Here is a 23,754-nt window from a genome sequence, read left to right as displayed (position 1 = left end):
GGTCGTCGCATCATTCGCCCACGCGGACCTGGACCTTCTTGTGGCCTAGGCAAAAACTGGCTATTTTCTAATTGCGATTCAACACGTTTTCTAAAGTTTTCGCCATTGCCGACAACACGCTCCCATGAGGGTGTTTGTTCATATTGCTTTGCAAATTGCACAACAAGTGGTTCAAGCGCTTTCACCTCTTTTGCATTAACAAAATCAATTACGCCTTGCCCTATGCTCCACTGTATAAGAACCACCAGCCCTGCAATAACACTAAAGGTAAAACTAAATAGTATTAAAAAAAGTTTATTATGAATTTTCATTAATGCGTGTTTTCAACCTTGCTAGGAAAGCTCTCAAATCGGTATGTTATAAACTCTTTGGTTTGGTCGTTAACATACAGCGTAGCAACTATTTTTTTACCTTGAGCGGTCCAATACATATGACCATGATTATTTAAAGTAACCGATACGGTATTTATACCAGTTTTAAATAAGTTAGCAGGTAAATGCAACGCTTGTCCGTAAATTCGCTGTATTTTAACCCCATTAATGTATAAATGAGCATGACCTTGTAAAAAACCGGTGTCTTGGTTTGTTGTCACGCCCATCATTTGTTGCATGTTCATCGTGCCCTCTGGCGGCACAGACAAATCATAACGCTGTGTATCTAAAATTAAGTTATAACCCGACATACTATCTTTTAATAACTTAAGGCTTAATGCCGGGATTGGCGTGTCATTTGGCACAGCTATAGGCATATGGCTATGATCCATCATTTCCTGCTGCGCAAAGAGCTTGAAGCTCAATAGCGCAGCAGTTGTTAGGATCAATGCGTATTTAAAATAACGCATAGTTACTCCTTACATTCCCGGTGGTGGACCCATTGTTTCGCCAGTATCACAGCGACCAATTGAATTAGCGGCTAATTGACCTTTAAAACGAGGCCCTATTTGATAAGGAAAAGAAGGCTGTAATTTACCATCACTGTCTAACGTTAGTGTTATATGGTAGTGATAACCCTTACCATCATTAGTATCGTGGCCGTTATGCTCATCTAATTGAGCACCGGTTACTGTTTTTTGCGCGTAGTAATAATCTTCAAAGTAATAACCATCGTCGGCATTCAATGTATTACCAGAGAGCGTCGTTACTTGTGCACCTATAGCAGGACCTGCATCACTTGTTTGTGTACCTTGGCTAACATCGTATTGATCAACTAAGGTACAGCTTCGCTCACCCTCAGTACCACAACCCCCTTCACTTGTAGGTGCACCGTAATCTCGCATTTCCCAGCCACTTAATGCTAGTTGTCCGTTACTTTCATAAGGACCATAAAGCGGATAGCCATCAGCTGCAAACCCATAGATAGGTGAATGCGCATCGCCATCATCTTCGAGTAAATCAGCTAAGCAACTAGTATAAAAATGGTGATGATATTCACCGTTAGCAGCATGTCCGCCACACACATCAACATCATATTGCTCAGCAATGGGCGCTAATGTATACCAAATATTATTTCCGTAGCTCATACCATCGCCCCAGTTAAATATACTGGTGCCATTAACCATTAAGCCAACTGTACCTAAACCTGTTTCGCAAGTTTCAGCGTCAGATAAATCGGTAGGTGTTAGCGGAAAATACGCTTCAACCGCTTGTTCTGTTGGGCAACCCGGTCCTGGAGGCCAATAACCTGCACCGCCTGTGTCATCACAGTTTTCAGTGCTGCTGTTATAGCCAATATCTTCACCAAAGGAAATGGTTTGCCCTACTGCTGCAGAAGTTACACCGTTATAAAAATCGGTAGCTGCACGCGGGCGGTTATTTAACGCGTCTACTTGGTCTTGTGTAAGCGTTACATCATATTTAGGAATGTCAGTAGTTTGCACATACATGTATTCAACGTCAGCATCTTCCTCAGTAACGCTAACAACCTCAACTGATTGAACATCTTCAACCACTGCACCATTATTTTGTATGTATGTAGAAGTTGTATCGTTGTTAATTAACCAGCTGGTAAGTTTTGCACTATTATCAACTGTATCTGAGTCTGATGAAGCAATAACATTAACTATAACTGTATCTACAACGACATCGTTTGTGCCATCATCTGCACTAATTTCAAATACAAGTGCTTCATCGGTTAAAACTTCAGGTGCAACAAACTCTGTAGACGTTGCAGTACTTGAAGATAAACTAACGGTAGTGCCTGATGTTTGTGACCAACTAACCGATACTTCACCGTCATCTTCAACCATTGAACTTAAATAAACGGTATCGCCCGCATTAACAGTTTGGTCAATACCAGCGTCAACCGTTGGAACACTATTACTGACTGTATCGCCGTCTGTTGCAGTACTTGTTGAATCGCTATTACATGCGCTTAAAGCGATACAAAGCGCACTTAACGCAAATAACTTAGTTGCATTAGCAGCTTTTGTTTTAAGAAGTGTTTTCAATGCTTGAACCTTTACTTTAACGTTTAATAAAACAAAGTTAACAAGTAAAAGTGCAAACAATGTGCACAAACAAAGGAAAATTGTGATCAAAAAAAGACAACCTAAGTTGTCTTTTTGCTATTTAACTGGAGTCTGGTTATTTATTTTTTTTCAAATGTTTATCAAAAAAGTCTAAAAATGCCTGAAGAGTTTTAACTCTGTGTTCTTGATAAGATAAGTAATGATCGCCATCCTCAAGCTCAATATAAGTAACATCTTTTGCTTCATCATCAAGTTCATCCTGCATTTCTCTACTATGATAAACAGGTACTACACTGTCGTCAGTTCCATGTACAAGCAATATTGGTCTTGTTATTTTTTTAGCAAAATTCACTGGAGAATTAGCTTCTAGTAAATCATCATCAGTTCCAAACTGCTTTCTAACGATATTTTTGTTTGTAAAGTGTCGTGCTTTACTCACTAAATACTGTAAATCACTTACCCCAGCAAAACTAGCTGCACATTTAAACGTTTCTGGGTGCTTAATTACAGCCATTAACGCTGCATAGCCACCATAGCTAGCACCACCAATACAAATGCTATCTGCTTGTGCTATTCCTTGGTCAATTAACCAGTTTGCACCGTCTTGCAAGTCATCTTGCATAGCCAAACCAAAACCTTGAATTGACTGCATTAAAAAGTCGTGCCCATAGCCACTCGAACCACGGAAATTAGGCTGTAAAACAGCATATCCGTTATAGGCTAATAAAGCTGTCCAGTAATCAAAATTAGCATAATCCCTTGCCATGGGGCCGCCATGTGGAAATATAATTGTTGGTAACTTATCACCTTCTTTATATTCTACTGGTAGAGTTAGATAGCCTTCTATTTTCAAGCCATCTCTTGCCTTGTAGCTAATGCGCTTTTTGCCTCTGTATACAGAGGCATCTATTTGCGGATAAACATCAGCAATTGCACTCACCTGCTTTTTTACTCTATCCCCAAATAAATAACTACCAGACGTTTTGTCTGAGCTGATATAGAGTATATATTTTTGCTGATCTTTACTGGTACTTACAATGTCTAATTTATATTCATCTTTAGGGAGTGATACGCGCAAAGAACGATGTAATTTATCTAAGTCTTTATCCCAATATTTAATACCATCATCTAAATGTGAATCAGTAAAGCCTGCAACTTCGCCAGTTTGTTGTGAATAAAAAATAGACCCATCAAAATCATATTTACTATTACTGTAAATTAGCTCGCGAGCTTTAGTCGTTAAATTGAGTTTAAATAATGCATCGCGCCCTTCATGTAACGCAGTGATGTATAAAAAATTAGAGTCTTTATCAAACCCTAATATAGAAATACTTTGCTTACTAAAAACCTCATAATCAAATAAAGTTTCCCACGACTGTTTATTCTCATCAAAATAATCGTAAGTAAATTGCGTATCGTCCATTTTTTTTGCAATACGAACTTTACCTTGCCTGTCGGCAAACCAAGTAACTACATTACTGCGTGGTCTTTGTATTTGTGTCTTACGTAATGTGGTTAAATCTAACTCATAAACTGCTGGGGTATTTGCTATTTTAAAATCCCCTTGAACTAAAATTTTATTTTCTTTTTCAGGTAAAAAACTAACAATTCGGTCTGAATATTGTGGCTGGATTTCATCTCTTACTGTGTTGGCTTTAAAAGCTAATTTAAGACCTTTATCATTTTTAAAGTTATACGCATACATAAGCGTTGATGTATATTTAACTCCGCCAAACTGATATTTTATATAGCGAGCACCAAGTAACAGTACGTCATCATTTGCCCAGTTATACCAATCAAAAAACACTGTATGGTTATTTGAGTTTATAATTGGTGTTGTAACCCCCGTCTCCAAGTTTTTAACCATTAAGATTAAAGTCCCTTGATGGTTTCTTATAAAAGCGAGGTTCTTACCATTGGGAGATAGCTTCACTTGGCTAAAATCTTTTAAGCCTGCAAAAACCTCTATAGGTAGTTTTTTATCTTGTGTGGCAAAAGAGCCAAAACTTTGCAAAGCAATTAACAAAGTGAAAATGTACTTAAACATTCGTAAATCCTTTTATTATTATATTCCTAGGTAAACGATTATTTCACAACTGTGGCCTTTTAAGCAAAAACTTATCTTTGGTTGTACTAAAGTAATCGCCGCCCATTTTGCCCACTGCATTTAATAATTCAGGGTCAATATAGCCACCACTCATCACTTCATCGTCTATACAAATACCCACTACATCCAGCAACATCATTTTTCCACCGCCAGGCTCATTTGAAATACTAATAACTTCGCGTAACTTACATTCAAACCGTACTTTTGAATCGGCAACGCTTGGCGCGTTAACTAACTTACTTGGAGCTTGGGCAATGTTAGCTGCATCAAACTCGCTTATATCACTAGGATAATTTGCACAACTTTGGTTCATTTTTTCAACTAGCTCTTGGCTGACAATATTAACCACACATTCTTTAGTTGCCATTAGATTACTAAGCGTATCTTTATTCGTTTTATCACTAGGGTTTACTTGCGTAACACTTAAAACAGCTGGCTTGCAACTAGCCACAGTAAAAAATGAATAAGGCGCAATATTTGCACTACCTTCGCTATTTAATGTACTTATCCATGCGATAGGCCTTGGGCTGATACCGCCTACTAAGTAAGAGTAAACATTTTGGTTGGTATTTTCGGTGAGATCTAAAAACATATTTTTTCAACTAAATAAGAATATCAACATGCCTAATATCTTAATCCGATGAAGGTTGGGGTTAAAGAAGATTTACAAATGAGAAAAGTTAAAAAGTAAAACCGAGCCTTCAGGCTCGGTTTTCAATCCATTTAGCAAGGCGCTACATTATTGAATACTCTGACTTTTGTTTTTAAATCAAATGCAGCATAAGCTGCAACAATAATAAAACACCCCGCAGGCACAACATAAGAAAACGCGACACTGTATGTATCAATAAACACAGCTTGGAATACAGGAACTATCGCTCCACCTAAAATAGCCATTACTAAACCAGCAGCACCTAGTTTTGCATCATCGCCTAACCCATGTAGTGAAATCGCGTAAATAGTTGGAAACATTAACGACAAGCAAGCCGATATACTTACCAGCGCCCATACGCCACTTATATTTGGCATTTTCACCATATAAAAACACAGCAGCATTGCAATAATAGAGGTTGCCATTAACAGTTTGGCAGGACGAATAAATCCCATAAGCCAGGTCATTACAAATCGAGAAACTAAAAAGGTGATCATACTGTATTGTAAAATACTTCCCCCAGTAACTTCATTTGTATCGAGTGCCTCCATTACGTACTGGATGGTAAATGTCCATACACAAGTTTGCGCCGCAACATTAAAAAACTGGGCGATAACACCAAAGCGGTAATGGGTATTTTTAAACAAGCGCTTAAACGTTGCACTAAATTCTACATGCTTAGAGACTTTTTTTTGCTTACAAAAATTAGGTGTTTTAGTAAACGCAATTGCCAACCAAATAAAAACCAACACACAAGCCATACCAACATAAGGCACCATAACTGCATCAAGTTCTGCGCTTATAATGCTAGTTAATTGCTCACTATTCATATTTGTGCGCTCACCAGAGGTTGCGGTATTGAGCTTTGGTAAAATAAGGGTGGCGGCTAAAAAAACACCAATGTTAGTACCGACAGGGTTAAATGATTGCGCCAAATTCAACCTGCGAGTTGCACCTTGTTGGGTGCCCATTCCCATTACATAAGGGTTTGCTGATGTCTCTAAAATAGATAAGCCTCCAGCTAACACAAACAAAGCCACTAAAAAAAAACCATAAGTCATTGCTTGGCTGGCGGGATAAAACAAAAATGCTCCGATTGCAGCCATCCCTAAACCGGTTAACACACCTGTTTTATACGAAAAGCGTTTATTGATATATGCCGCCGGAATAGCTAGGCAAAAGTAAGCTCCATAGTAGCTAAATTGTACCAATGCAGACTGCACTGACGACATAGTAAAAATTTTACTAAACACTTTTACTAGCGGATCAGTCATGTTTGCCGCAGCTCCCCATGCAGCAAAGCACAGAACAAGTAAAATAAAGGGAACCACCATCTCCTTGGAGACAAGAGGTGTTTGTGTGTGTGTGTGTGTGGTCATTGCCGTGTCTCAGTTGTTAATGTTAAGTAAAGCATTTAACCAGTTAAATATCATTCCGTCAATAAATCAACTATAGTTATTTATTGACCTCCTGTGACTTATTTATACTCTGTCGTAAATTTAATAATAAGAAATGAACCCGGCAATAAAGCTAATATAGTCGCCAATTACACACACTCGGTGTACAATTAATCAGGTTATTCAAGATAATAACAACTAGGTAGGAATAATTATCAAATCTAAAAACCCTCGACTCTCTTTACAAGAAGGCCGAAGCCAATCTGGCCTGCGTGCTCATAATGAACGCCGAATTATGTCATTAATTCGCCAACACGGTAGTGCTCCAAAAGCTGAAATTGCACAAAAAACAGGGCTTTCAGCACAGGCCGTCACAGTAATTATCAATAGTTTAGAAGCCGAATCGTTATTAATACGGAAAGACCCTCAGCGTGGTAAGGTTGGCCAACCAACCATCCCATTTGCGTTAAATCCAGATGGTGCATTTGGAATTGGCTTAAAAGTAGGTCGTCGCAGTTTTGATTTAACCTTGATTGACTTAGTAGGAAATATACGCGCAACTTTGCACGAAAACTGCGCTTACCCCACAGTACAGAGCTTGCTAACCTTTTTAGAGAAAGGGATCAGCGTACTTAAAATGAGCTTAAGTGACGAATTAGCCAAGCGTATCTTAGGTGTGGGTGTTGCAACCCCTTACGAAATTTGGAACTGGACAGAAGAAGCCGGCGCTCCAAAAACAGTATTGAATGAATGGAAGTCTTTTGATTTTAAAGAAAAAATAAATCAAATTGTACACCTTCCCGTGTATGTATGTAATGATGATACTGCGGCTTGTTCAGCTGAATTAAGCTTTGGTAATCCTGCTCGTTTTAGCGATTTTTTATATATTTTTATTGGTACTTTTATTGGTGGTGGAGTTGTTATAAACGAAACCTTATTTACTGGTAAAAAAGGTAATGCCGGCGCTATAGGTTCATTACCTAGGCCTATGCTTAATAGAGAAGGACAACTAACCTCCCAACAACTTATTATGCAATCATCACTGTATATTCTCGAAAAAATGCTCAAAGGTGATGGCTACAATACTGACATACTATGGAGTTCAAAAGAGTATTGGGGAGACTTAGGCCCCGTACTCGATAAGTGGATAGACCAAGTTGCAGATGGCCTCGCCTACGCGGCATTGTGTTCTTTAGCTATTTTTGATTTTGAGGCAATTGTCATTGATGGCGCCATTCCTATCAATGTCAGAGAAAAAATAGTTTTGGCAACAAAGTTAAAATTGAGCCAGGCTGATCATCGCGGTATTAATCGCTGTGAAGTACAAAGTGGCTCTATTGGCGCCAAGGCTCAATCAGTAGGCTGCGCTAACCTTCCGTTACTTATCAACTTTTCTCAAGATCACGCAAGCCTTTCACACCACTAATATACTTTAAAGTTAAAAAGCAGCCATCGGTAACGTTGGCTGCTTATTTATTTTTTATCAGAGGTAAAAAATTCACTTAAACAATCAAAAAGCTGTACAAAAAATAATAAGTAATAATAGTTGATTTATTATTTTAAGTTCTCTACATTCTATTTACAAATTTGATAACACTGACATGTTTGATTAATAAAACCGCAAATTTGTATACACACACAACAAAGAGAGAACAGAAAAATGAAAGTATCAGCAAAAATGACTCTAATTGCAGTCGCTGTAGGTCTATCCATATCCCCTAGCGTCTTGTCACAAGAGCAACAAGAAGCAAAAAGTGATTTAGGGTTTGAGCGCATCATTGTAACGGGAACATCTCGGCCAAAAGAGAAAATCGAATCAACTAATGCAATAACTACCTTTAACGAAGCAAAGTTAGAGCAATTGGCTCCGCACAGTGTTGCTGAATTAGTGCGAAGTATTCCTGGTTTTCATGCCGAAGACACCGGTGGAGAAACCGGTAACAACGTAGCCCCACGAGGCTTTCCGTTATCAACGCAAACAGAGTTTACAGCACTACTTCGTGATGGTATGACCGTGTTTTATAATCAAGATATTTTATTTACTCAAAATGATCGCTTTACCCGTTTGTCTAATTTTGTTGGCAGCGTTGAAGCTATTCGTGGTGGTGCCTCGTCAATTTTTGTTGGTAGCGCGCCAGCTGGGTTTATTAATTTTATTTCTCGTGAAGGCTCCGATGATACCCAAGGTGATGTGTTTTTTGAAACCAACAGCAACAACCGCCTAGGTGGACAAGGTTGGGTTAGCGGATCAATAGACGATCAGACAACCTATGCTGTTGGCGCTTGGTATCGCAAGGATGACTCCGCACGCGATCCGGGGTATACAGCTAACCAAGGTGGTGAGCTTAATGGCAATATTAAGCACTTTTTTAAAGATGGCAGCGGCTTTACCCGCTTTGAGTTTAATAAACAAAACGATAGATCATTCTTTTTTATTCCTCAGCCATTAATAGGCTCAACCACCAATGCTAAAACAATCCCAGGCGGGATGGATATCAGAGATGGCACCACCGGTAACTCAGCAGGTGCGCGTTTATTAACTCTTAATAACACCCCAAGCGGCGACATTGATTTGGATATTGCAGATGGTAACTACGCTAATGTGACCTACTTTGGCAATACAACCGAAATTGAAATCAACGAAAACTTAGTCTTTTCAAATCAAATGCGTTATACCGATATGCTAACAACCTTTACCGGCATCATTAACGTAGGTAACGCCGAATCGTTAGCTAGTAAAGCACAAGCTATATATGCTGCAAATACTGATGTCCTTGCAGGTGCCATGGTTGATGGTAACCTAAGTTACGATATACGCGATGCAGGAAACGGCTTTGTATTGGCTGATTCAAGCAACGTAAATACCTACAACACCAATGGATACGGAATAAACGCAGGCTTTTGGCATAGACGTTTTGAAGGCGATAACTTTCAAAACGAAACCAGATTCAACTACACCTTTGATGATGTAGGCGAAGGGACTCTTTATGCTAATTTTGGCTTATTCTTCTCTAATATTAATGGCCATGTTACCGACTATCGAATTAATACACTGCAATCAGTAGAGCCCCTGCCGCAGCGCTTAGATGTTGTATTTACAGATGCACAAGGTCTTGACATTGCCAGCGGTACTTACAAAGGTATTCAGGCTGGATCACATGGTTTTGCCGATATTGTTTATAGTGAAAATACCCTTGCGCCCTTTGCTGACTTTGAATACGAGCTTGAAGATGTGTCGTTTAATCTGGGCCTAAGGTACGAAACCCTCAAAGCAGATGGGGAAGCGCAAAACCAAGCTAATTACACAATTGACAGTTTTGCCAGCGATACTGATACCGTCAATGGGAATATTACCCTGCCCTTTGGTGATGGGACTTACCGAAACTTTGATGTTGAATACAACGAAATGGCATGGACAATTGCAGCTAACTACAAATTTAACGACGACTTAGCGGTATTCACTCGATATGCAGATGGTTTTCGTATGCCTGATGTAGATAAATACATGGCGATTACCAACCTAACTAGTCAAGAGGAAATTAATCAATTTAATAACTCTGAGAGACGCGAAACACAACCAGCTTCAACGGTAATGGCCGAGGTGGGCATTAAATATAACGAAGGTGATGTCGCAGCATTTGTAACCGGTTATTTCGCCGCTGCGGATGATTTATTCTTTAATGTACCTACTGTTGAAAATGGTCAAGTAGTGCAACGTCAAGCCTTTAGAAACACAGAAACCTTAGGTGTAGAAGCCGAATTTAACCTGCAAATCACCCAAGACTGGCGCATTGGTGTATCTGCAACGTACCAATCACCCGAATTTGTAAACACACCAGCGGCGCAATACTTGGATGCTAATGGAAGCTCTGCCTCTATTGATATAAACGGCAACTTACCTGTACGTGTGCCTAAGCACTTTGGCCAATTAACTAGTAGCTATCAGTTTGAAGATTTTTCGTGGGGTATGGCAGCTATTCATGGTAGCTACTCTTGGAGCGGTAAACGTTATGCCGACGACGCCAACACAGCAGAACTGCCTATGTATGGCATGTTAAACCTTGGTTTATCCCTTGAAAACGAAGACGGTTATTACCTTCGTGCCGATGTTAAAAACCTAAATAACTCAGAAGGCTTATCAGAGGGGGATCCTCGCGCAGGTGAAACGGTAGCAGGTCAAGCAACTACATTTAATGCGCGCGTTGTCTTACCTCGTACCTTTAGCCTTACTATTGGTAAGCGTTTTTAATTTTACTCTAATCTAGGGTATCGTCATGCAAAGCGATACCCTCGCAATTTTTAGGAAAATATAATGGAAGTAGTTGCAATTGGTGAAGCTTTAATAGATATACTCTCACATGACTGCATGCACAATAAGGCATCAAATAGCGAACTAGACTTCACACAGTTTGCCGGAGGCGCACCCGCTAATGTTGCTGTAGCCGTAGCAAAGCTTGGTGGTTCAAGTTATTTGCTTGGTAAAGTAGGCAATGATAAATTTGGTCGCTTTTTAATAAATGCACTCAAAATGTATAATGTAAACACATCTTATGTTGGCTTTTCAAAAAAAGGGAAGACGGCACTCGCGTTCGTATCGTTGGATGAAAACGGTGAACGTACATTTGAATTTTACGATAAAGATGCTGCACATTACGATTTACAAATAACCGATTTAGAGCCCTCTTTATTTTCAACACCTAAAATTGTGAGTTTTTGTTCAGGCTCTTTTGCAAAACCTTTAGTATTAAATACAACCTTACATGCGCTAAAACACTTTAAAGAATCAGGCTCGGTTACATGCTTTGACATTAACTTTCGTTCAGCCTTCTGGGATGAACCACTCACAGCTAAATCTGTTATTGAGGATGTTGCTAAAACAGTTGATGTTATTAAAGCGAGTAAAGATGAGCTGATCTCGCTTTATGGAATAGAGCATATTGATACCACCATTAGAAGTTGGGTAGATAGTGGCGTAGCTTTAGTTTTAATGACCGATGGTGGCGAGCCTATTACTTTTTCATCTAGCTCATTTAGTGGTACTTATCCTTGCCCTCAGGCATATGTTGTGGATACCACAGCTGCAGGCGATGCGTTTGTAGGTGGTTTTTTATATCAAATATCTTCGCTAGTGAGTAATAAAACAGAATTTACTGACTGGGCAAGTAACTTTACTAACGTTTCAAAGGCTATCGACTTTGCTACTAAGTGCGGAGCCAAAACAGTAGCAACGTTTGGAGCCTTTGATGCCCTACCTACATTCCATGATATCTCGGCGAGTACCCTTAAATCTTCGTGTCGATGTTAAAAACCTAAATAACTCAGGAAACTTATCAGAGGGAAGTTTCACTCAGGTGAAACGGTAGCAGATCAATCAATTATATTTAATGCGCGCGTTGTCATATCTCGTGTCTTTAGCTTTACTATTGGTAAGCGTTTTTAATTTTACCCTAACTGAGGGTATCGTCATACAAAGCGATACCCTCGCAAGTTTTAGGAAAAGATAATGGAAGTAGTTGCAATTGGTGAAGCTTTAATAGGTGTACTCTCACATGACTGCAAGTGCCAAAATTGCTTAAGTATCACGGTAATTCTCCCTATTTATAATACTTCTTTTATTGGCGACTCATTTTAGTATCACCTTAACATGAGTTGCCTATATCAAAATCGTTTTTACACTAGTCTTCTTTTACATTTAATACGTATTGGTTTTGTCCTATTATTTATAATGCCACGGTTTTAATATTGCCAGTATGAAAGAAAAAATAAACATCGTGTGGTTTAAACGTGATTTACGTCTTAGCGATCATCAACCATTAAAAAATGCATTTAGTAATGGCTTACCGACCCTGTTATTTTATAACTTTGAGCCATTACTGCTCGAAGATGCACACTACAATGAGCGGCACTGGCGCTTTGTGTATCAATCGATAGTTGAGTTAAATAATCAGCTAGCGCGTTTTAACGCCTGTGTTTATATATTTAATTTAAATATGAACGATTTACTTGAGTCGATAAAGACGCAGTTTGAAATAGTTAATATTTTTAGCCATCAAGAAATAGGCTTAAACAACACCTTTGAGCGCGATAAGGCAATAAAAGTATGGTGCCAGCATAACCACATTAATTGGCAAGAGTCGCAAACAGGCGCGGTTATTCGCGGCAAAAAAAATCGTAATAACTGGAATGAACGCTGGCAGCAAACAATGCAAGCACCTATTGCTGTTCCTAATTGGAAGAGTATAAAAACAATTACCCTCAATAACTACCAAGCACCTGAGCTGCCAAGCGCTTACACGCAAGATCACGACAGCTTTCAACAAGGCGGCCCGTTGCATGCACGCCAAGTAATGCAGAGCTTTTTTACCGAGCGCGGTAAAGGTTATCAAAAAGGAATATCGAGCCCAAGTTTAAGCCAAACCCATTGCTCTCGGCTTTCGCCTTATTTAGCGTGGGGGAACATTAGCCTTAGGCAAGTGTATCAAATGGCAATTGATGAATATCACTCAAAGCACCCCGATAAAAGAGGCTGGAAGCGCCCGCTTGCTGCGTTTGTATCGCGCTTGCATTGGCACTGCCACTTTATGCAAAAGTTTGAAAGCGAATGCTCTATGGAATTTTTAGCCCTTAATTCGGGTTATCACGTATTTCCGTATCGCGATGATGAACATGTTAAAAACGATATTGAACGCTGGGCGCAAGGTCAAACAGGTATTCCCATTATTGACGCTTGCATGCGCTGCTTAAAAGCCACCGGTTATATAAACTTTAGAATGCGCGCCATGCTTGTAAGCTTTGTAACCCATCATTTAAATATAAGTTGGCAGCAAGCAAGCTTTCCGCTCGCTAATTACTTTTTAGATTTTGAGCCAGGGATTCATTATCCGCAAATTCAAATGCAAGCCTCGGTCACAGGTATTAATACCATTAGGCACTACAACCCAATTAAGCAATCAGAAGATCAAGATCCAACAGGTTCGTTTATTAAAAAGTGGTGCCCCGAGCTTGAAAAACTCCCTATTGAATATTTACATCAGCCTTGGGAGCAAACTCCAATGGAAGCACTCTTTAACGACTTTAAGTTAGGGGAGGATTACCCTGAACCCATGCTTGATTTAACAGCGGCCTCAAAAGAAGCACGCGAACGCTTATGGCAATACCGTGAGCGAGCCGATGTTAAAGGTGCCATAGGGAAAATTCTTAAAAAGCACGTTGGGGGTACTCAAAAAGTTACTCGAACAAAAAGTAAAACGGATACTAAAAATAACAGTAAGGCTAAGTAAGCATGGCGCACAAAAAACTAAACTTACCTCAAAAAATATGCCCTATTTGTAATAAACCTTTTACGTGGCGTAAAAAATGGCAGCGCGACTGGGATAACGTTATTTACTGTTCAGAGCGCTGTAAGCGAAATAAACAGGGGTAACAATTAACTGGCGCCTATTTTGCAACATCATCAGTAATTAGTGCTTTTAAGGCTTTATATAAGTTTATTTTGTAAATAACGCTTAGATAACCTGAAAAGCTTACACTCTAGCAAGGAGAAGATGATGACGATTAAAAAAACGGCAAGTTCAACATGGTCTGGCGACATTAAAACAGGCAAAGGTAGCATATCAACTCAAAGTGGCGCGCTTAATAAACAACCTTATGGTTTTAATACCCGCTTTGAAGATGAGGCGGGCTCAAACCCTGAAGAATTAGTAGGTGCAGCGCACAGTGCATGTTTTAGTATGGCGCTTTCACTTGCATTAGGTGATGCAGGCTTTACCGCAGATAAAATTGATACTAAAGCCACTGTAAGCCTTGATGAAGTAGATGATGGTTTTTCGGTGACGCATATTGCCCTTGAGGTAAAAGCGCGTATTGATGATATTCAAAACGAGCAGTTTCAAGCTTTATGTGAGCAAACCAAAAAGAGCTGCCCTATTTCAAAACTCTTAAATACCGAAATATCACTAGATGCGACACTTCAATCAGCATTTTAAATATTTAGGTTTAGATTACTGTAAATAAAGCACATTAAATTAAAGCCAAGTAAATTATTACTTGGCTTACTAATCATCAAGATACCTTTTTAGAGCTGCTTATACCTAAGACTTCAGATAATAAAGCGATCCCCATGCCAAGCGCGGGCCAAATCACCCATAAGGTGTTTGGTGATGTAATTAAATTAATTAATCCTAAAAACACTAAAGCAACTGCATACTGTTTAAAACTTTGAAATATTGTTGTTGATGTATTCATGTTTATCCTCCTGATAATGTATAAATCTATTTTTATATAAAAACGAAATGTAAACCCCTGCCAAATGTCATTAAATAGCATGACATTAGTCATCATATTACTCACATATAAACAATCACTTATTATGTTAAAAAAAATATAAACTAATACTTTAATCTATTTGTGTTAGGATCTACCCTCAACTAACTTTAAAAATAAACATCAGAGGGTGAACTAAGTGATCGAAAAATCAAAAGATTGTGAAAAAGTGACATGTAGTAATTGTGCTGACGCCAACGATCTTGAATTTGATTTTTCTATGGCTTTTCAACCGATTATAAACTGTAAAACTCGCCTAATTTATGGCTATGAAGCATTGGTTAGAGGTTTAAATGGCGAGTCTGCTTATTCAATTATTTCAAAAGTGAATGAAGACAACCGCTATGCATTTGATCAGCTTTGCCGTATTAAAGCCATTCAACTAGCCGCAAAGCTGGGCATAACATCAATGCTAAGTATTAATTTTTTACCTAATGCTATTTATAAACCAGAACGATGTATACGCACCACACTAGAAGCTGCAAAAAAGTATAACTTTCCTATTCAAAATATTATGTTTGAATTTACTGAAGTAGAAAAAATAGAAGACACCGCACACATTAAACGCGTTGTTGATTACTACCAGTCTCTCGGATTTAAAACGGCTACCGATGACTTTGGTGCAGGTTATTCTGGTTTAAATCTACTGGCTGACTTTCAAACAGATATTATCAAGCTTGATATGGCGCTCATACGCAATATTAACAACGATAAAAAACGCCAATTAATAGTAACTCATTGCTTAAATATGTTTCGCGACTTAAACATTACCGCACTGGCTGAAGGAATTGAAACAGTAGAAGAATATAAGTGGCTAAAAAACGCAGGTGTTGAGCTTATGCAAGGGTATTTATTTGCCAAACCAAGCTTCGAAAACTTGCCTGAGGTAACCTACGTTTTTAATTAGGAAAACCTACAATATGCAAACACTTTATTACAATTATTTAATTTCCTTATAAAACTGCATTAATATAATACCCATTTTAGTAACAAGTTTACTCAATTATAAGAAGGGATACTTATGCGCTTTTTAATGCCACTCACTTTACTCACACTTAGCTGCACAGCGTCTGTAAACGCTGAGCAGTCAGAATCAAAACAATGGTTTAACTCTATAAACTACGCAAAAATTGATTCTGATTATTACAACGATGATGTGTACGGGTTATCAACTCACTATTACTTTGAGAAGCAGCAAAATTCAGGTGTGTGGGATGATTTTGGCTACTTAGATACAGATAGCAATATAGGCTTAAATTATTTTAATTCAGATGGTTATAGTGGAAAAGGTATTTTTGGAGAAGGTTTTTACGGCAATGCTTTTGCAACTTTTGAACTACCTAATATTGGTGATGCCGACAACTATTCACTAGGTTTAGGTTACTTATTTGCTGATTCACTAAAAGTATCTGTACGTATGTTAGATTATGAATATAGCGATACAGTTTATTTGTTTAAAGCTCAGTATAATCATGAAATTAACGACACCGACTACATTGGTTTTACTGTTGAAACAGATGATGAAACAGAGTCGTGGGACCTATCATCACGTTACTTTGCCCATCTTTATGATGACAGCTATTTTGCTGTAAATGTTGACTATCTAGATGTTGGCGACGACTCAGTTTTTAATGTGCTCGCAAACTATTACTTCAATAAACATGTTGCAGTCGGTATTGGCTCAAACGACTCTGATTTAGTTATTGAAGGTAAGTACTTTATTAATGATAGCTACTACTTCACAGCTAATTACACTGATAATGATAACTACGATGTATACAACCTTAGCTTTGTAGCCCAGTTTTAATAAACACAAAAAAAGCCGCCTTGCTGGGTCTGCTCAGTTAACCAAGGCGGCTTTTACTAAACAACTATAACTACATATTACCAAGCTCTATCATCATTGCTGTGTACATACGTAAATTCAGTTCAAGTTGCTCAAGTGTCATAAATTCATGCTCTGAGTGACCTGTGTAGCGCTTACCCGGCATTGAAGGGCCAAACGATACCGCATTATCAAACAGCTTTGCGTTAGTGCCACCACCTATTGATACAAAGTCAGCTTTTTCGTCGCCCGTAAAATGCTTGAAAATATCAAGCAGCTTTTGCGCATGTGGCGCGCCATCAAGTAGCATAGGTGTGCCAATAATTGTTTCTATGTTAGCAAGTGTTACATTGTTAGTAGCTTGCCAATTAGCGAGTGCATCATCAATTTGCTTTTGTAATACAGCTTCATCTTTACCCATTGGACGACGTGCATTTACAGCAAGTGTTAGCGCATTACCATCGCGCTCAATAACGGTTGGTGCCACTGTCATTGGGCCCATAAAGTCGTGCTTGTAAGCTATTTCGCCAAATTGTTTACCGTGAATGTCTAAACCAATTAACTGATTCACAAAGTCGATTAGCTCGCCGTCACTGTTATTTTCAAGCTCCACACCTTTAAATAACTCAGCTAAATAAGCAATAGCATTTATACCCGACTCCGGCTCAGATGAATGCGCCGACATACCTTTAACGCTTATTGCTAAGCCATTACTTTTTTCACTAAAGTTAAATTCAACTTTATTTAATGTTTTAGCTTTTGCTTTTAATGTATTAATAAGTGCCGCGTCTGCATTGTGAAGCACTAAGCTGGCATCTTCTGGAATTTGACTTCTAAACGCACCACCAGTTACATCCTTTACATATAAACCCGTTTGTGGTGATGTTGCATTAAAAGTAGGTGCAATTAAGCTCCAGCCTTTCTCGGCAACCACTACAGGGTATGATGCATCAATGGTTACGGCATACTTTGGTTGATCGTAAGTTTTCATGAACTCGGTCAATGGGCCCCAGTCAGATTCCTCAGCTAGGTAAATCATCAGCTCTATGCGGTTATCAAGCTCTATGCCTTTATCTTTAATTGCTTTCATGGCGTAAAGCGCTGTTGCTATTGCACCTTTGTCGTCCTCAGTACCACGACCAACTAATTTACCCGGTTCAGATGTATCAATAATAAAAGGGCTTTGTTTCCATTTGCTTGCATTAGCAGGTTGCACGTCGCCGTGGGTTACTACCGTTACTTTTTCGCTTTGCTCGCCCATACCAATTAATACGGTGTAGCCTAAATCTTGGTAGTCAAAACCAAGCTCTGCGGCTTTCATTTTTAAAAGTGCTTTAAAGCCAATAAAATCGGGATTTTGAGGAGTGCTAATGTCGCTTTTATTAACCGTCGGAAAAGCCACTAAGTTAGTTAGTGTGTGTATTTGAGCATTTTGGTAGGTATTTACTGCGTAATCGGCAACGCTATCAATATTTTTATTTAACTGCGCATGAGCGCCAAATGCAAATAAAGCAATACTGGCTAAAGCTAACTTTTTCAAAACAATTCCCATTTAATTAATAACTAAGAGCGGTAATTATAACGCTATGAAGTGCCTACTTATAGCTCTTTACGCCAAACACACAGGTAACTTAAGGTAAATAACCGGAACTCTGGATAATAAATCTATCTCAAGCAGCTATTTTCAGCGCTAACTGCGTTGAACTTACTTGCAATAGGCCAAGTAAATCTCTTGCCCAGAGTTCATGTTAAATATTTATATAGCAGCTTTTATGAGGATGACTGTATAATGCGCGACTTAAAATTAACAGGGTATTTAATTGTGAACCGTCGTAAAAAAATCGTCACTAAATTTCAAAAAAAAGATAAACGCACTAACGCTAAATTGCATAAAAGCAACAAACCGTCTTATGTATCAAAAGCTGAGCGCGAAAAACTAGCTGAACAAGAAAGTAATGAGCCACAGGCAACCCAAGAGTAGCTTTATGTTACCTGTTGCTTTGATAATTTAAAGTGGCAAAAGTAGCGACCACTTACATAACATACCACTGTCGTGGCAACTATAAGTTCAAACGTGGCTAAGTAATTAACTGTATCTACATATGGCATTGCGAGGTTTATACTTTGCATCCAATCAGCCATTTTAAATAATGCAGTTGCCCCAATAACCATTGGAAATGTAAAAGCAGCGTAGCTCGGCGTAAAAGGTCTGCTTAATAACTTTATAAATAACACATAAACAATCAGTGTTTTTATTATCGCTAATATAAATAATGCCCCCACTATAACAAGTGATGGATTAGCTACAATATGAAAATACCCCGCTAATGTTAAACTGGCAGGCGCAGCTAAAATGGCAAGTGTTGGCTGTATTTCGTAGTCACTTTTTAAGGCTAATAAAAAACGATAAAACATAATTGGCAGCATTATCGCGTACGTTGATATACCAATAACCAGCGCACTATAAGCTAACCACGCTAATGTCGGATTTCCCGAAAAAGTAACATCTGCAATAATTATCCCTACTGGTGGCACAAACCAGCTGGGCGCCATATCCTCAAAGTTAAACTTTTTTGCTCGCTGGTATAAAAAGCTCACCAAAAATGTGAGATGCAGCACAAAAGCTAAAACCCACATAATATCACCAGCCAATGGGTTAAATTGCCCAATTGAGTTTGAAATAACAAGATTAGCCATTGCAAATGTAGGGATCACACTTCCTGCAACTGGGTGTGCTAAATCGGCTTTTAATAAATGAGGGTGTAGTAAAAACTTAGCAGCCAAAAGTAAAACTAATACGCCAGCTAATACCGCTCCCAAAAATTGCCCTTGGGAGTTTAAATTAAAAACGTTTTCCCATGTCCCCCCCATACTGGCAATACCCAAAGCTAAACCGGCCATAGCTGTTGGCGCACCCATCACTTTATTTTTAAATTGCTTAAACACTGTATTTCCTAATCATTGGGTGATGAACAAGTTACTGCTTTTTACTGCATTGCCTTAAAATAACGCTGTAAAATTAGTACAAGCGTGCTTAATAGAACGCTTTTTGCGTACAAATATTTCATAAAAATAAGTTTACGGCTTACATATTAAAGCGTATGAAAAAAGCCATAACACAGTTATGGCTTTTACTTTATTTTAAAATTTAATTTAGTTAAAACGCGTAACTAATGCTTACATTAAATGAACGCCCCTGCCCAGCAAGTTGTTCAAACCCGTTGCTGCTATCTTGTTTAAGTGCTGCAATACTTACGCCGCCTAGTGGGAGTTGGTAGTACTCATCAAACACGTTACTCACTTCTGCGCTTAGCGTTAATGAATCCCATGTGGCTTTTGAGCTTAAATTAACCAAGCTGTAGCTGTCTGTTTGGTTTTCAAAACGATTATTATTTACACGGCTTTTAGTATCTACCCACTGCCAAGATAATGCGTTTTCAAACCGACCTATTTGCTGGCTAATACCTAGCTGGGTTTGCAGTGGTTTAATTTGATAAAGCGGCTGGTTAGTATCGTCGCGCTTGCCTCTCGTATTAGTAACATTAGCGTGTAACTGCCAGTTACCTAAATCCTTAGATTCATAAATATTGGCTGTTAAATCTATTTTAGCACCATATAAAATGGCATCTACATTAGTAAACTGCAAAATGTTACGCGCAGTGTTGTCCAAGTCATAACTATTGAAGCTTCTTACAATATCAGCATCAATATAATCATTCACATCGGTATACCAAACATTGGTGCTTAATCGCCAACGGTCATCTTTAGCCGATTTAATATAAGTAGCACTTAAAGTATGCGCTGTTTCAACGTCTAAATCAGGGTTACCAATATAGCCATTACCATCGCCATACCAACCAATCATGGTGGTTGCCATATTACTTACGCCCCAGCTGTATCGCTCGTATAAATTAGGCGCGCGGTTTTTACGGGCAAGACCAAATTGCAGCTCATCATAATTTGTTATTTGGTAGTTAATTAATAAGTTAGCATCAACTATAGTGTCGGTTTTATCTCTGTCGCCAGCATTAAAGTTCTGTGCAGCAACTGTATTATCTGTAGACGTATCGCTCATGGTCATAGTATCCATACTGCTCATATCGTCCATATCCATCATGCTCATACCGTCGTTGTAAGGCTGAACCTCACCTACTTGGGTATTAATACTTTCAATACGTACGCCTGCGTTTAACCACAGTTTTGTATTTATTGGGTTCTCATATTCAGCAAATGCTGCTATGCGCTCTCGTTTGCCATTATTTATATTTACGTAATCGTTTGGTCCCATCATGGTTGAGCCTTCAATACCTGGCCACCAATCATCAACGCTGTAATTGTAATATTCTTGGCCGAGTAAAATACTGCTGTTTTTATCTAGCGCAATACGCCATTTTAACTGCGAACTTATATCTTGTGCATCAGTTTTCATTGGCATCATGCCTGTTTTTTCTTCACTGAAAAAACCCATTTCGTGCTTTACGCTATGCCAGTTGACTTGCCCTTCAAGCTCGCTGTTTTCAAAGGAGCGTTTGTATTGAGCTATTGCACCGTAGCTGGTGTTATCGGTCATATCCATATACTGATTTGCAAATCCCTGATATGGGATTTTTTGATGCGTTAGCTTTATAACTAATTGCTGTTTATCATCGCGCATAGCTGCGGTTAAACTATGATTTTGTGCTCGATACAATGTATCTAACACTACATCGCCGTTACCGTCTTCATAACTACCTGCATCACTAAACGACCCCTGGTAATTAAGACTAAACTTGTCACTTGCTAAACGTGCACCTACGCCAAGCTTACGTCCGTTATCAACACTACTGTACTTTGCTGACACATAACCTGAGTGCCAACCTAATTCATTGCTATCGCTATACTGTGGTGAAATAGAATTAACGCTTATTACGCCAGCAATATTATCGCCGCCCGCACTCACTGGCGACACGCCTGCAACCACATTATAAGACGTAATTTGATTAGCCGAGATATACGAAAGTGGCGGGTTCATATGATTAGCGCATGCAGCGGTTACATCTGCGCCATCAATTAACACTTTAACTCTGTCGCCCATTAAACCATTTAAAATAGGTAGGTTAGATACGCCGCCCGCAGCTGAAAAGTCGACACCTAAATCACTTAATAACGATTCTGACGAACCAAGTGCTAAGTGCTTATTTTGAGCATGTCCGTGTACTTCAATTACTTCTAAAGACGTATCGTCGGCAAATGCAAAAGTAGATAGCACACCGCTAATAAAAAGTGCGACAGGGGAAAGTAAGTAAGTTTTTTGAGTTTTGCTTTTATAAACCATTGTTAATTTATGCCACTGTAATAATTGGCGTAATTATAGTGTGAACTGCAAAAGCAAAAGCGCGACATATTGTCGCACTTTATCAATTTTGAATGTTGTTAGGCGTGTTTAATCTAAAAGGTCATATAATAAATTAAGTATTTAACTCAGCGACTGTTTGAGAAACAATATCAGCCCCTCGCTCAATCTCTTTAATAACCTCAGATACATTCGCAATAAGCTCTCGGCCTTGCTCTGAAGAGTCTGAAACCGACGTAATTTGCCTTGATATATCATTAGTGAGCTCTTGGTTATTTTTAACAACGGTCGCTATTTCATTAGTTGAACTACTCGTACTGGCTGCAAGTTGCCTTACTTCGTCAGCTACTACAGCAAAACCTCGACCGTATTCACCAGCACGTGCAGCTTCAATAGCAGCATTGAGTGCAAGTAAATTAGTTTGATCAGCAATGCTGCTGATTGTAGAAACAATGGAGCCTATTACAGCTGATTGTTCATTAAGATTTTTAATTAAATCAACTGACTTAAGAACTTGGCTTACAATGGCATCTGAGTTTGCAACAGAACTTTGTAGTATCTCAGAACCTTTTTTAGCGGTTTGCGCTGTAGCTACCGNCCGCCGATTCATACGCGATTGCAGCGGCTTCAGTCACTGCATTATTATTGTGTATACGATCAGTAATATTTGATGCAAACTTAATTATTTTAATTACATTACCTTTGCTATCTAATATTGGGTTATAAGTAGCTTCTAGCCAAATTTCTGAGCCGTCGGCGGCAATACGTTTAAATTTTCCTGACTTAAACTGCCCCTGCGCTAATTCATTCCAAAAGTGTGGGTTTTTCTCATAAAACACTTCAGTACAAAACATTTTATGATGTTTACCTACAATATCTTTTAAGCTGTAGCCTACTGTCGCTAAAAAGTTTTGATTTGCGCTTAAAATATTACCTTGTGGGGTAAACTCTATTGTAGCCAATGCTTTATCGAGTGCACTAGCTATCGCTTCTTGTGCCTTTCGTTGTATGTAACTAGTCGTAATATCAGAGGCTATTTTAATCACTTTAGTGACTACGCCATGCTCTTCTACAGGAAAGTAAGTTGCCTCAAGCCAAAGCTTATCGCCATTAGCTTTGTATCTTAAAAACGATCCTGATTTAGAATCTCCGGTTTTTAATGCTTGCCAAAATTGGCTATATTCGTCTGACTTTGCATATTCAGGTTCGCAAAACATGCGATGATGTTTGCCAATTATTTGCTCTTTGTTGTAACCAACAGTAGCTAGAAATAACTGATTTGCGTCTAATATTATTCCTTCAGGTGTAAACTCTATATAAGCCACATGCTTGTTAATTGCCGACAAGATAGACTGTTTTTGAATTAATTGAAGCTCCATTTCTTCAATTTTTGCGTTTCTTTTAGAAATACCAAACATATAAAAACCTTAAGGAGTAAATTAGTAAAAACATTAGCAGAATAACGTTAAACAAATATGTAACTATACTGTAAATATAAGCTCTAAATAACCTTTCGGCGAATATTTAACACCTTATAGATGCATGCTTTATAAATAGTTTTTTTATTTTATAAATTTTAAGTAGTATTTTCTTCTAATTAACATTTCAAAAACCTAACAAAAACACTAATTTATGCATGACTCTGTACTTTT

At 38.6% G+C, this 23,754-nt stretch carries 18 protein-coding genes and 2 pseudogenes; 9 read left to right on the top strand and 11 right to left on the bottom strand.

All coding sequences use genetic code 11. The annotated features are described in order from the left end of the window. The 6 genes and pseudogenes from L652_RS0106105 to fucP all read right to left on the bottom strand — a co-directional run. A pseudogene (locus tag L652_RS0106105) lies at positions 1–311 on the bottom strand (two-component sensor histidine kinase); the annotation flags it as partial. Then, a complete protein-coding gene (locus L652_RS0106100) occupies positions 311–841 on the bottom strand; it encodes a hypothetical protein (protein WP_024597033.1) in 531 nt (176 codons plus the stop codon). The gene L652_RS0106100 and the pseudogene L652_RS0106105, both read right to left, overlap by 1 nt. Positions 842–850: 9 nt before the next feature. Beyond that, positions 851–2,506, bottom strand: coding sequence for a YHYH protein (locus L652_RS0106095; protein WP_024597032.1), 1,656 nt, complete (start codon positions 2,504–2,506; stop codon positions 851–853). A gap of 76 nt (positions 2,507–2,582) precedes the next feature. Then, positions 2,583–4,514, bottom strand: a complete 1,932-nt coding sequence (locus tag L652_RS0106090; protein ID WP_024597031.1) for a S9 family peptidase — start codon at positions 4,512–4,514, stop codon at positions 2,583–2,585. Positions 4,515–4,557: 43 nt separating this feature from the next. Continuing rightward, positions 4,558–5,166, bottom strand: coding sequence for a flavin reductase family protein (locus tag L652_RS0106085; protein WP_024597030.1), 609 nt, complete (start codon positions 5,164–5,166; stop codon positions 4,558–4,560). 131 nt (positions 5,167–5,297) lie between these two features. After that, complete coding sequence (fucP, locus tag L652_RS0106080) at positions 5,298–6,605, bottom strand: L-fucose:H+ symporter permease (protein WP_029753314.1); 1,308 nt, start codon at positions 6,603–6,605, stop codon at positions 5,298–5,300. Positions 6,606–6,831: 226 nt separating this feature from the next. Between fucP and L652_RS0106075 the strand changes: the two genes are divergently transcribed. The 6 genes from L652_RS0106075 to L652_RS0106045 all read left to right on the top strand — a co-directional run bounded on the left by L652_RS0106075 (position 6,832) and on the right by L652_RS0106045 (position 14,608). Then, positions 6,832–8,049, top strand: a complete 1,218-nt coding sequence (locus tag L652_RS0106075; RefSeq protein ID WP_310736023.1) for an ROK family transcriptional regulator — start codon at positions 6,832–6,834, stop codon at positions 8,047–8,049. 234 nt (positions 8,050–8,283) lie between these two features. Continuing rightward, positions 8,284–10,872, top strand: coding sequence for a TonB-dependent receptor (locus L652_RS0106070; RefSeq protein ID WP_024597027.1), 2,589 nt, complete (start codon positions 8,284–8,286; stop codon positions 10,870–10,872). 63 nt (positions 10,873–10,935) lie between these two features. Further along, a complete protein-coding gene (locus L652_RS0106065) occupies positions 10,936–11,928 on the top strand; it encodes a carbohydrate kinase (protein WP_002958156.1) in 993 nt (330 codons plus the stop codon). Between the two features lie 445 nt (positions 11,929–12,373). Next, positions 12,374–13,903 (top strand): deoxyribodipyrimidine photo-lyase, encoded by a 1,530-nt coding sequence (locus L652_RS0106055; protein ID WP_024597026.1) that lies wholly within the window; start codon positions 12,374–12,376, stop codon positions 13,901–13,903. Between the two features lie 2 nt (positions 13,904–13,905). After that, the gene (locus L652_RS1000000124490) at positions 13,906–14,046 is read left to right on the top strand and encodes a DUF2256 domain-containing protein (RefSeq protein WP_002958154.1); all 141 of its coding nucleotides are present in this window, start codon (positions 13,906–13,908) and stop codon (positions 14,044–14,046) included. Between the two features lie 124 nt (positions 14,047–14,170). Further along, positions 14,171–14,608 (top strand): OsmC family protein, encoded by a 438-nt coding sequence (locus L652_RS0106045; protein WP_024593544.1) that lies wholly within the window; start codon positions 14,171–14,173, stop codon positions 14,606–14,608. A gap of 76 nt (positions 14,609–14,684) precedes the next feature. Here the strand turns inward: L652_RS0106045 and L652_RS0106035 are convergent, their stop codons facing one another. Beyond that, entirely contained in the window at positions 14,685–14,867 is a 183-nt protein-coding gene (locus L652_RS0106035; RefSeq protein WP_002958152.1) for a 2TM domain-containing protein, read from the bottom strand. Positions 14,868–15,084: 217 nt separating this feature from the next. Here L652_RS0106035 and L652_RS0106030 point away from each other — a divergent pair, with 217 nt between their 5' ends. Continuing rightward, positions 15,085–15,852: an EAL domain-containing protein gene (locus L652_RS0106030; RefSeq protein ID WP_024598258.1), complete on the top strand. Its 768-nt coding sequence runs from the start codon at positions 15,085–15,087 to the stop codon at positions 15,850–15,852. 114 nt (positions 15,853–15,966) lie between these two features. Beyond that, positions 15,967–16,752: a putative porin gene (locus tag L652_RS0106025; protein WP_024597025.1), complete on the top strand. Its 786-nt coding sequence runs from the start codon at positions 15,967–15,969 to the stop codon at positions 16,750–16,752. Positions 16,753–16,822: 70 nt separating this feature from the next. Here the strand turns inward: L652_RS0106025 and L652_RS0106020 are convergent, their stop codons facing one another. Then, a complete protein-coding gene (locus L652_RS0106020; protein ID WP_024597024.1) occupies positions 16,823–18,310 on the bottom strand; it encodes a dipeptidase in 1,488 nt (495 codons plus the stop codon). 249 nt (positions 18,311–18,559) lie between these two features. On the opposite strand from L652_RS0106020, the gene L652_RS0106015 reads away from it, so the two are divergent. Further along, entirely contained in the window at positions 18,560–18,751 is a 192-nt protein-coding gene (locus tag L652_RS0106015; protein WP_024597023.1) for a DUF2986 domain-containing protein, read from the top strand. Between the two features lie 2 nt (positions 18,752–18,753). Here the strand turns inward: L652_RS0106015 and L652_RS0106010 are convergent, their stop codons facing one another. The 3 genes and pseudogenes from L652_RS0106010 to L652_RS1000000125595 all read right to left on the bottom strand — a co-directional run bounded on the left by L652_RS0106010 (position 18,754) and on the right by L652_RS1000000125595 (position 23,520). After that, positions 18,754–19,716, bottom strand: coding sequence for a TDT family transporter (locus tag L652_RS0106010; protein WP_024598259.1), 963 nt, complete (start codon positions 19,714–19,716; stop codon positions 18,754–18,756). Positions 19,717–19,927: 211 nt separating this feature from the next. After that, on the bottom strand, positions 19,928–22,084 hold the full coding sequence (locus L652_RS0106005) for a TonB-dependent receptor (protein ID WP_024598260.1): 2,157 nt from the start codon (positions 22,082–22,084) through the stop codon (positions 19,928–19,930). A gap of 133 nt (positions 22,085–22,217) precedes the next feature. Further along, positions 22,218–23,520, bottom strand: a pseudogene (locus L652_RS1000000125595) (PAS domain-containing methyl-accepting chemotaxis protein). Positions 23,521–23,754: the final 234 nt, after the last annotated feature.

Origin of the sequence: Pseudoalteromonas sp. TB25, from assembly GCF_000497995.1 — a bacterium.
Lineage (GTDB): Bacteria > Pseudomonadota > Gammaproteobacteria > Enterobacterales > Alteromonadaceae > Pseudoalteromonas > Pseudoalteromonas distincta.
This window is presented reverse-complemented; position numbering and strand designations above follow the sequence as displayed.

Bases quoted from the DNA above. Each gene is read 5' to 3' on its own strand.
- L652_RS0106100 (WP_024597033.1), bottom strand. From the start codon at position 841: ATGCGTTATTTTAAATACGCATTGATCCTAACAACTGCTGCGCTATTG.
- L652_RS0106090 (WP_024597031.1), bottom strand. From the start codon at position 4,514: ATGTTTAAGTACATTTTCACTTTGTTAATTGCTTTGCAAAGTTTTGGC.
- L652_RS0106085 (WP_024597030.1), bottom strand. From the start codon at position 5,166: ATGTTTTTAGATCTCACCGAAAATACCAACCAAAATGTTTACTCTTAC.
- fucP (WP_029753314.1), bottom strand. From the start codon at position 6,605: ATGACCACACACACACACACACAAACACCTCTTGTCTCCAAGGAGATG.
- L652_RS0106070 (WP_024597027.1), top strand. From the start codon at position 8,284: ATGAAAGTATCAGCAAAAATGACTCTAATTGCAGTCGCTGTAGGTCTA.
- L652_RS0106065 (WP_002958156.1), top strand. From the start codon at position 10,936: ATGGAAGTAGTTGCAATTGGTGAAGCTTTAATAGATATACTCTCACAT.
- L652_RS0106055 (WP_024597026.1), top strand. From the start codon at position 12,374: ATGAAAGAAAAAATAAACATCGTGTGGTTTAAACGTGATTTACGTCTT.
- L652_RS1000000124490 (WP_002958154.1), top strand. From the start codon at position 13,906: ATGGCGCACAAAAAACTAAACTTACCTCAAAAAATATGCCCTATTTGT.
- L652_RS0106045 (WP_024593544.1), top strand. From the start codon at position 14,171: ATGACGATTAAAAAAACGGCAAGTTCAACATGGTCTGGCGACATTAAA.
- L652_RS0106035 (WP_002958152.1), bottom strand. From the start codon at position 14,867: ATGAATACATCAACAACAATATTTCAAAGTTTTAAACAGTATGCAGTT.
- L652_RS0106025 (WP_024597025.1), top strand. From the start codon at position 15,967: ATGCGCTTTTTAATGCCACTCACTTTACTCACACTTAGCTGCACAGCG.
- L652_RS0106015 (WP_024597023.1), top strand. From the start codon at position 18,560: ATGCGCGACTTAAAATTAACAGGGTATTTAATTGTGAACCGTCGTAAA.
- L652_RS0106005 (WP_024598260.1), bottom strand. From the start codon at position 22,084: ATGGTTTATAAAAGCAAAACTCAAAAAACTTACTTACTTTCCCCTGTC.